This window comes from Bradyrhizobium sp. UFLA05-153, from assembly GCF_054185185.1.
Genome location: NZ_JBBIAM010000082.1, coordinates 34,662 through 44,021, shown reverse-complemented (window position 1 = coordinate 44,021; position 9,360 = coordinate 34,662). Strand labels below are relative to the sequence as shown.

At 61.4% G+C, this 9,360-nt stretch carries 7 protein-coding genes; 3 read left to right on the top strand and 4 right to left on the bottom strand.

Going from position 1 to position 9,360, the window contains the following annotated elements; translation table 11 throughout:
* Positions 1–100: 100 nt before the first annotated feature.
* The 3 genes from Q2941_RS35050 to Q2941_RS35040 form a co-directional block, all read right to left on the bottom strand.
* The gene (locus Q2941_RS35050) at positions 101–1,726 is read right to left on the bottom strand and encodes a glycosyltransferase family 39 protein (RefSeq protein ID WP_458195312.1); all 1,626 of its coding nucleotides are present in this window, start codon (positions 1,724–1,726) and stop codon (positions 101–103) included.
* Positions 1,727–1,812: 86 nt separating this feature from the next.
* Positions 1,813–2,589: a M15 family metallopeptidase gene (locus tag Q2941_RS35045; RefSeq protein WP_458195311.1), complete on the bottom strand. Its 777-nt coding sequence runs from the start codon at positions 2,587–2,589 to the stop codon at positions 1,813–1,815.
* Positions 2,586–3,944, bottom strand: a complete 1,359-nt coding sequence (locus Q2941_RS35040; RefSeq protein ID WP_458195310.1) for a YARHG domain-containing protein — start codon at positions 3,942–3,944, stop codon at positions 2,586–2,588. The genes Q2941_RS35045 and Q2941_RS35040 overlap by 4 nt, the downstream gene beginning before the upstream one ends.
* Before the next feature lie 146 nt (positions 3,945–4,090).
* Here Q2941_RS35040 and lepA point away from each other — a divergent pair, with 146 nt between their 5' ends.
* From lepA to Q2941_RS35025, 3 genes are all read left to right on the top strand, one after another.
* A complete protein-coding gene (gene lepA / locus Q2941_RS35035) occupies positions 4,091–5,902 on the top strand; it encodes a translation elongation factor 4 (RefSeq protein ID WP_254109990.1) in 1,812 nt (603 codons plus the stop codon).
* Positions 5,903–6,141: 239 nt separating this feature from the next.
* Complete coding sequence (locus Q2941_RS35030; RefSeq protein WP_458195309.1) at positions 6,142–6,663, top strand: hypothetical protein; 522 nt, start codon at positions 6,142–6,144, stop codon at positions 6,661–6,663.
* 149 nt (positions 6,664–6,812) lie between these two features.
* Entirely contained in the window at positions 6,813–7,022 is a 210-nt protein-coding gene (locus Q2941_RS35025; RefSeq protein WP_458195308.1) for a hypothetical protein, read from the top strand.
* 143 nt (positions 7,023–7,165) lie between these two features.
* Here the strand turns inward: Q2941_RS35025 and Q2941_RS35020 are convergent, their stop codons facing one another.
* Positions 7,166–8,173, bottom strand: coding sequence for an ABC transporter substrate-binding protein (locus Q2941_RS35020; protein WP_051389579.1), 1,008 nt, complete (start codon positions 8,171–8,173; stop codon positions 7,166–7,168).
* Positions 8,174–9,360 lie beyond the last annotated feature (1,187 nt).

Below are 9,360 nucleotides of genomic sequence, written 5' to 3'. Positions count from 1 at the left end.
TCAGACTCTCCGATGGTTCGAGTGTGGTAACCCAAACCTACCGGATAGGGCTCGCTCACCGCCCCATGGAATCTACAGCTACAGCTTGCTGCGATCAGGATCACCCTCCCGGCGGCGCGATGTAGACGTTCCACGTCATCGCAGGGCCTGCCTTGCCATGGGTGAAGCGGCGTGTCGTCATCACGATCCGCTCGGCGTTCGGCGCGGTTTCCTTGACCCATTTGTCGAAATCGCCCGCGCGGCCGTCGGTCGGATCGAACACGCCGATGAAGCCGAGGCGCTTGACGTCCTCCGCGGCGGTCAGGCCGGAGCTCCAGGCCTCGTGCGGCGTGAACGGGCTCGGATGATCGGGGCTGTAGAACGCCATCGGCTGGATGGTTTCCATGGTGCCGGCGACGATCGGCCAGCGTGAGCCGAAGCGGCTGCGCCACGCCTGCGTCAATTCGCGCGCAAGCTCCGAGCGCGCGCCATAGGTCGCGGTGTTGCCGGCATTCGCTGCCATCTCGCGCGCGGCGATCCAGGGCGAGGCGGCGAGCGTTGCCAGCGACAGCACGAGCCAGATCGCGGTGATGTTGAACAGGCTCGCGCGCTGCACGCGCAGCGCCGGGATCGAGACCAGCGCCAAGGGCACCAGGAAGAACAGCGAGATACCCCAGTCGGTCTTCAGATAGACGCTGAAGGCGAGCGCGCCGAGCGGTGGGCCGACCGCGACGATGATCTGGATGATCCAGATATTCAGCGCCTGCGAGATGTTGACGCCGGGATTGTCGCCGCGCGCCCAGGCGCGGGTGACGATCGCCAGCGGATCGCGCATGAGCAATCTCCACCACGGCGGCACCAGCGCCATTGCGAGGGCCGCCAGCGCCACGGGAAGCGCGAGCAGCGCGAAATTGTGCAGAGCGTAGCCGCGTACGAGCTCGTTGATCTGCGACTGATCGGCGAGGCTATAGGTGTCGCCGGCATAGGTCAGCGGCACGAAATGCGCATCAGCGAGCCAGATGCCATGCGGGATCATCGCGACGATGAGCGTTGCGATCGCAACCCACGGCGCCGGCGAGGCCAGGAACCTGACGCGATCCGGATGAATCAGCGCGGCAAGGCCGACGGCGCCGATCATGGTCAGCACCCAGTATTTCGTCATCAGCGCGAGCGCACCGGCGAGCCCGAGCAGGACGCCGGATTGCCAGCTCCGCTTCTCGAACGCGTTGAGATAGGCGAGCATGAGAAGCGGGAGCGTGACGAGCTGCAACAGATCCGGGTTGTACTTGAAACCCTTGAAATTGAAGATCGGGTAGAGCGCGACCATCACCAGGACGAGGAACGCGCGCCGGGCATCGACCACGCGCAGCGCGATCAGCCAGCAGATCACCATGCCGACGCTGACGGTCGCCATCGCGAGCGCATAGGTGGCCCAGTCCTTCGGCGGGAGGACCATGAACCAGAGGCCGGCGATCCAGCCCGACAGCGGCGGGTGCTTGCCATAGCCGAGCAGCAATTTCTGGCCCCAGGCATAGGCTTCTGCGACGTCCATATGAACGTCCTGTGCAGCCTTAAGATTGATCAGGATGAAGGTCCAGATCACTGCATGGAGGACGGCGAGCTGGATCACCAGCCACAGGCGGGTTCTGGGATCGGTGGCGCTGGCGACCAGCCGGGCCACGAGCCGCCTGGGGTTCAAAGCGCGTTTCGCGTGCGTTCCGGGTGAAGGGATTGAGGTCGTCGACATAAGCCGTTGCCTAGCGCGTTTTGCGCTTTAGTGAAATCAGCTTGGCGTGAATGAGAATCGCTGAACACTCCTCCGGCGCGGAAGAGTTATCGAGAATCGCCAGCCAGGAGTTCCGGGCGATATTCGAAGTGCATGGAGTCGTAGTGATACCATTTGCCGCCCCAGATGAATCCGTGGCGTTCGAAGATGTCGACGATCTCCCGCGGCATCCTGTTCTTGTAGGGGATGGACTTGCTCCGACCCGCCCACAACCAATAGTCGGAGTATCGCAAGTTCAGATCGATCGCGGCGGCATAGCCATGCATGCTCATTCTTCCCGTGTCGGCGACGGGCCGGCACGACAGAACGCCCGCAATTGGAAAGGCAGCAGCCTTCAGCGCGGGATCGAGCTTATCGATTTCCGCTGACACTTCCCTGAGCCGATCTGCGACGCCATTTATCCGCGTCACCTGGATCGCCTTCCCCCATGACCGGGGTAGCCAGACGACGGTGACGAGATTCCGCTGGATCTCTCCATTGTGGCAGTCGCCATACATCTTCCTGAAGAACGCCTCGTTCCGGAACCTTCCGGGATCAGCGTTCAATGCAGGGGGCGCGGAAGCGCCGACAGGATAGAGCAAACGCAGCTGGTCGAGAATGGAGGCATTGCGTAGGCGCTGATCAAAAGACTTGTCGTCGACGCCGTCGTCCACGGGCATGACAGAGCCATCGCGCCAAAGAATGTGCTTGCCGTCGTGGCTCGACAGAGCTTCGGGATAGGCACGAACCAGCCGATCGAGCAATTCGGTCCTGGTTTGGGCCTTCGCGAGCGCGGGTGCAAGCAGGAGAACGATGAGGACGCGGGCCGCCCGCGACGCGATCATCGGTGCTTGCCGGCCTGATCGAGCAGCGCGACGTTGGCCTCCTCGATGGAATTGAGCTTCGGATTCCATGTGTTGGGCGAATACCACGGGAAGCGCTCGAAGCGGGCTTTCAGATCCGCCGATTCGAAATAGCGTCCGCGACGCGCAAAGATCTCGTTGCGCGCGATGCGGAGCTCGTCGTTCGAAAGCCCGCGCAGATCGGCGGGCGTGAGCAGGCGCCAATCCGAATCGGGAAAGATGAATCCGCTTTGAGGCGAACCGCCGGATTCGTAATGCTCGATCAATGCGACATTTGCTTTCTCGACGGCGTTCAGTTCGGGGTTCCAGGTGTGGGGCACGTACCAGGCAAATCTTGAAAACCTGGCCGTCAGATCTGGCGAGTTGAAGTAGCGCCCTCGCCGCGCAAAGATTTCGTTGCGGGCAAGGCGCAGCTCATCCTTGCTCAACGTCCTCAGATCGCTATCGGCAAGCAGGCGTGTATCCGATTCCGGAAAAAGGAAATCCGATTGAGTCCTCGTCACGGAAGGCGCGGAAGAAGGAAGGTTGGAGGTGGGCGGCACGACCGTTGCCGGCACGTCGACCGTCGCGACCTGGGCTGCTGGGCCGCCGGAGAAGTAGAACGAGCCATCGATCGGGGAGGTGGAAACCCAGGGTTGCTGCGCGCTGCCGGTCGCACGCTTCACGGAGAGTCCCACCTGATTGAACGTCTGAAGCACATCGAGCCCGGGCCGTTGTATCGCTTCGACCAGCGCCCGCGTGTAGGGGCTATGCCCGTCATCCCCGTCGAGCGCAACGTTTCCAGGCTGTGTCGCATAGGAGAGCAGCGTTCCCTCCGGTGCGCGGATTTGCGCCAGGCCGCCGTCGGAAGCGCGGAGTCCTCGTCCGCCAAACGGATTGTTCCTGCAGGCATCAAGGATGACGATGTTCAGCTTGGTACCTGCTCCGTCCATCTGTCGAAGCACCAGCGCGACATCGACCATCTGGAAATCGACGTCCGTCTCGCGGGTCGGGTTCGCCGTAACCGGCACGAGGTAGTTCGTTCCCCGAATCTGGATGCCGTGCCCGGCGTAGTAGAACAAGGCGACGTCGGCGCCGATCAATTGGCTACCGAAGTGCTGGACCGCATTGTCGAAGCCCGCCTTGTCCAGCTCGACCTGGGCGGCGCCGCCGACCAGCGTGAAGCCGAGCCGCTGCAACGTACTGGCCACCAGCTGCGCGTCGTTCTTCGGATTTTCCAGCCGCCGCACGCTGTGGTAGGCGGAGTTACCGATGACGAGGGCTACGCGCTTCTCCGCCGTGGCTGGGGAGGTAAAAAATGCGGCAACTAGGACAATGCAAAGAATTTTCCAACGCATGGCCCGCTTCCACCATCGAAAGCCGCAAAAATAGCAGAGGCGCCGCCTGAAATCGATGGGTGGAAGGTTTGGGAAGCCCCGGGGCGATCCCCGGGAGATCAAGGGAATGGTTGCCGCACGGGGATGTGAGTGGTATCCCGCGCCCCATGACGACCGCCCCCATTTCCAACATCCGCAATTTCTCCATCGTCGCCCATATCGACCATGGCAAATCGACGCTGGCCGACCGCCTGATCCAGATGACGGGCGGCCTGTCCGAGCGCGAAATGGCCGGCAAGGAACAGGTGCTCGATTCCATGGATATCGAGCGCGAGCGCGGCATCACCATCAAGGCGCAGACCGTCCGGCTCTCGTACCGCGCCAAGGATGGCAAGGATTACATCTTCAACCTGATGGACACGCCCGGCCATGTCGACTTCGCCTACGAGGTCTCGCGGTCGCTGGCGGCCTGCGAGGGTTCCCTGCTCGTGGTCGACGCCAGCCAGGGCGTCGAGGCGCAGACGCTCGCCAATGTCTACCAGGCGCTCGACAACAACCACGAGATCGTCCCGGTCTTGAACAAGGTCGACCTTCCGGCCGCCGAGCCGGAGAAGATCAAGCAGCAGATCGAGGACGTGATCGGCATCGATGCGTCGGACGCGGTGATGATCTCGGCCAAGACCGGCCTCGGCGTCCCCGATGTGCTCGAAGCCATCGTCACCCGCCTGCCGCCGCCGAAGGGCGACCGCGACGCCACCTTGAAGGCGCTGCTGGTCGACAGCTGGTACGACGTCTATCTCGGCGTCGTCGTGCTGATCCGTGTCGTCGACGGCGTCATGAAGAAGGGCAGCCGCGTCCGGATGATGGGCACGGGCGCGGCCTATGACATCGAGCGCGTCGGCTTCTTCACGCCGAAGATGCAGCAGGTCGACGAGCTCGGCCCCGGCGAGATCGGCTTCATCACCGCCGCGATCAAGGAAGTCGCGGACACCCGTGTCGGCGATACCATCACCGACGACAAGAAGCCGGTCGCGGAAATGCTGCCGGGCTTCAAGCCGGCAATTCCGGTCGTGTTCTGCGGCCTGTTCCCGGTCGACGCCGACGACTTCGAGACACTGCGCGCCGCGATGGGCAAGCTGCGCCTCAACGATGCCAGCTTCTCCTTCGAGATGGAGACCTCGGCCGCGCTCGGCTTCGGCTTCCGCTGCGGCTTCCTCGGACTGTTGCACCTGGAGATCATCCAGGAACGGCTGTCGCGCGAGTTCGATCTCAATCTGATCGCGACCGCGCCGAGCGTCATCTACAAGATGAAGCTCACCGACGGCCAGGAGATCGAGATCCACAATCCCGTCGACATGCCCGACGTGGTCAAGATCGCCGAGATCGACGAGCCCTGGATCGAGGCCACGATCCTCACCCCCGACGAATATCTCGGCAGTGTGCTGAAGCTTTGCCAGGACCGCCGCGGCTCGCAGAAGGAGCTCACCTATGTCGGCTCCCGTGCGATGGTGAAATACGATTTGCCGCTCAACGAGGTCGTGTTCGACTTCTACGACCGCCTGAAGTCAGTCTCCAAGGGCTACGCCTCGTTCGACTATCATCTCACCGACTACAAGCCGGCCGATCTCGTCAAGATGCAGATCCTGGTCAACGCCGAGCCGGTCGACGCGCTCTCGATGCTCGTGCATCGCACCCGGGCGGAGGGCCGCGGCCGCGCCATGGTCGAGAAGATGAAGGAGCTGATCCCGCCGCACATGTTCCAGATCCCGATCCAGGCAGCGATCGGCGGCAAGGTGATCGCCCGCGAAACCGTGCGCGCGCTGCGCAAGGACGTCACCGCGAAGTGCTACGGCGGCGACATCACGCGTAAGCGCAAGCTTCTGGAGAAGCAGAAGGAAGGCAAGAAGAAGATGCGGCAGTTCGGCAAGGTCGACATCCCGCAGGAAGCTTTCATTGCCGCGCTGAAGGTCGATAGCTGAGCTCTATCGTCATTCCACGCTGAAGGTGGAGAGCTGAGGCGGGAGAGACCGGGGCTGGCCTGAGGCTGCCGCGGCCGGGCAAACAAAAAGCTCGAAAACAACCCCATGCAAAGTAGCCGGCGACTGCCGGCACGGCGCCTTCTGGTTTTACGAAATCCATTTGACACGCCGGGCAAATCACCGGCATGATGGCATCATCGCAGCCCGTGGGACCGGTACAGTCCTGCTGGGGGACGAAGATGCATCGTTCGATCAACCTTATCGCGGCCGTAGGCCTTGCACTTGGTGGCGCCCTGGGAATGGCGGGGGCCATGGTCACGCAACAGAACCTGCAGGCGATTCTGTGGGCGATCGACGGCTCGGGACTTGTGATGGCCGCAGCATTGCTCGCGACAAAATACTTTCGCGCAGGACATGACGTTGTCGCCGGCGGCTTTCTGGTTTTTGCCATCGGCGAGAGTGTCGTCATGCTGTCAGGCCCGGCCGCGGGTCTTGCAGGCAGCATCCCGGCATTTGCCGCCGGCAGCGCTCTTTGGGGGACAGCACTTCTCCTCATCAGCATCCCCGGGCTGTTCGCCACGCCAATCCGAATCCTGGGCATCGTTAGCGCGGTCCTGTTCATCGTCACCGCGGCGAGAATTTTCTGGGGTGAGCCGCTAGCGCCAACGTCCACACCGTTGCCGACCTACGCTTATCCCGTGCTGGTCGCGACCTTCGCCGGCTGGATCTGGACACTCTGGCGGGAAGCCGACAGCAAATAGCGTTCGACGTTACTTGCGTCGGTGAAGATGGATCGCCGAGCCCAGCTTTATTTCGTGGGCTGATCGAACCCGAACCGAAATCAACGACACTATCTTCTGCTGAGTGATCTGCCGCGTCCGCCTGGGGGCGGCACAGGGGAGAGGCTGTCATGCGGAAGCGAAACTGGCGATTGATTGCCGTAGGCGTCGTGCTCTTGGCTCTGGCCGCCTTGTTCTTCCTGTTCATGCGGGACATGACGCCGTGGTCCAACGATCCCGTCGCCCTGATGCGCACGGTCGGCGAAGCCTCAGGCGTCGTCGGCGGCATCAGCATCGTGATGATCGTGTTCGGGTTGATCGGCCGAAAAGCGCCGGCCTGATAGGCTGCGTACCCAAAAACCCGTTGGCGTGACGCGACGAAGGCTCCGTCCGCATTGCCCCGTTAGCGGTCAAGTGCGCGCGACGGCGTAGTATGTCGCGAAGGGCCAAACTGCGACATTTCTGCAAGATCATTCCTTGCCTCCTATTCGATCACCTCGTCGGCGCGCAACAGGAATGATTCGGGGAGGTTTAATCCGATCAACTTCGCTGTGGTGAGATTGACAGTCAGAAAAAACCGGTTGGGTTGCTCGATCGGCAAATCGGCGGGCTTAGCGCCCTTGAAAATCTTGTCGACGAGAACCGCCGACCGGCGGAGGAAATCCTTAATATCCTCGCCATAGCTGAAAGTTCCCCCATCAACCACGTATTCGCGGTGACCGAACATCGTCGGCAGCCGGGCCTTCATCGCCAGCTCCGCAATGCGCCTGCGATGCAAGGCAAAGACGGAGTCAGGGATAACGACAGCCGCTTCGATCCGCTCATGGGAAAACTTGACGAATGCGACGTCGATTTCGTCTGCGTTTCGCGCGTCCGCCTGAACGAGTTCAACAACGGCTTGCCGAGCCGCTTCCCGAGCCGCTACCAGGTTCGGGACAGTAGGGCTGTCCGGGTTGGCAAGAATCCCGACGCGCGAAAGCTTCGGCAGAATCTCGGACAACAGTTCAATCTGCTTTGCGGTCGTGCTCTCATGGGAGGTCGCGAGGCCAGTGATATTGCCGCCCGGCCTCGCGAGGCTCGAGACGAAGTCATTACCGACCGGATCGCTCACGACAGCCATGATAATCGGGATTGTACTCGTTGCCTTCCGCATCGCGGGAATGGCTGCAGGCGTGCCCAATACGATGACGTCAACGTTCAAACGAACCAGTTCGGCCGCAAGATCAGGAAATCTGTCGTAGTGCCCTTCGGCGTACCGATACTCGACGATGTAGTCGCGGCCCTCAATATATCCCAAATCGCGCAGACCCTCGATTAGCCCGACGCTAACCCGCAACGTTCCTGCCTGCGTTCCTCCGATTAAGTGTCCGATACGACGAAGTTTTTGCCCACCTTGCTGCGCCCGCACGGCCAGCGACCAGGCTGCTACGGTGGTAGCAATCGCTGCTATGAGCTCACGTCGTCGCATCTTCGCAAGCTCTTGATGAAGCATCTTATTGGCTCAAACGAGCACCCCGTCAGATGGGTGGAATCAGCTTTGATCCAAGATCCACAGGCCGCGGCCCAATGTCCCAGCTGGGTCATTTTCAACGAATTTCTCGGGGCCATCGGCCGGTTGATGCTGCTTCTATCCTGTAAGCGAGATGCCAAACTCGACGCTGATACGTCGCCCTGAGCGAGGAGCCTCTCACCTTGATCCTTCCCGCTGGATCAATGAGAACGGCCGCCACTTCAACGACACGTTGACATTTTGCCTGTGGCGTCGCGGGCATTGATCCGGCAGGATCAGCTCACAGCGGTATTCGCGCGCGGTCAGGCTCCTCCGTCAGAGCGGCCTTGAGATGGATAGACATCAAGCGTGAACACGCGAGCATCAGATCACCGTAGTCTCCCTTTGCGCCGTGGAGTACTGTTTTCTCAGCTGGGAGCGTGGGGATGGCACACTACCGAGCTTACCTTTTGGATCAGGACCGCCACGTTATAAGCGTGGCCAATCTGAACTGCGCCGACGAGCAGGAAGCAAGAGAGCGCGCCCGGCAATTGGTTGACACCAACGCCATCGAGCTATGGTGTCTTGATCACCGTATTGCAGTATTTGAGGCGACCAGAACCCAAACCTCGAGGCGGACGGGACATGGAGAACCCTGAAGGAAAGCTCGTCCCGCGGGTTCGCTGATGGCCCGCAAGATGGAAGACATCGAGGCCAAAGGTTCGGTGGCACTGTACATCGCAATCCGCGCCATCGGCGCACGCGACTGCGCGCGTGCCACGAACGGCGACAGCGCTGCGCTACCGACGAGCGCAATCAGAAGCTCTAGCCGCCTCATTCGATCACCTTGTCTGATCGGCGTCCGATCGGCGCTCGCTTTTTGAGCCGAAACTGCGAGTATCGTCAGCCGCACGGCAGCACTTGTCGAGAAAACGCTCCTCATTCCGCGACCTCATTGGCGGCGGCCAAGAATAAGGGCCACGCTAATGGATAACGAGACTAGCACCTTGGGGTTGTGCGGCAGAAAAAAGAGGCTTTTGCTTCAAGCGGCATTTGCTGCGCGAGCCCCACGAGAATACAGCATCGCCATGCACAATCAAGGCGCCAGCGCCCTCGCCTTCAGCCCTTGCGAAACGAAGAGCCTGAACCGGAAGTCTCGCATGTTCTGCAGCGTCTTTTCTAGGGAACAC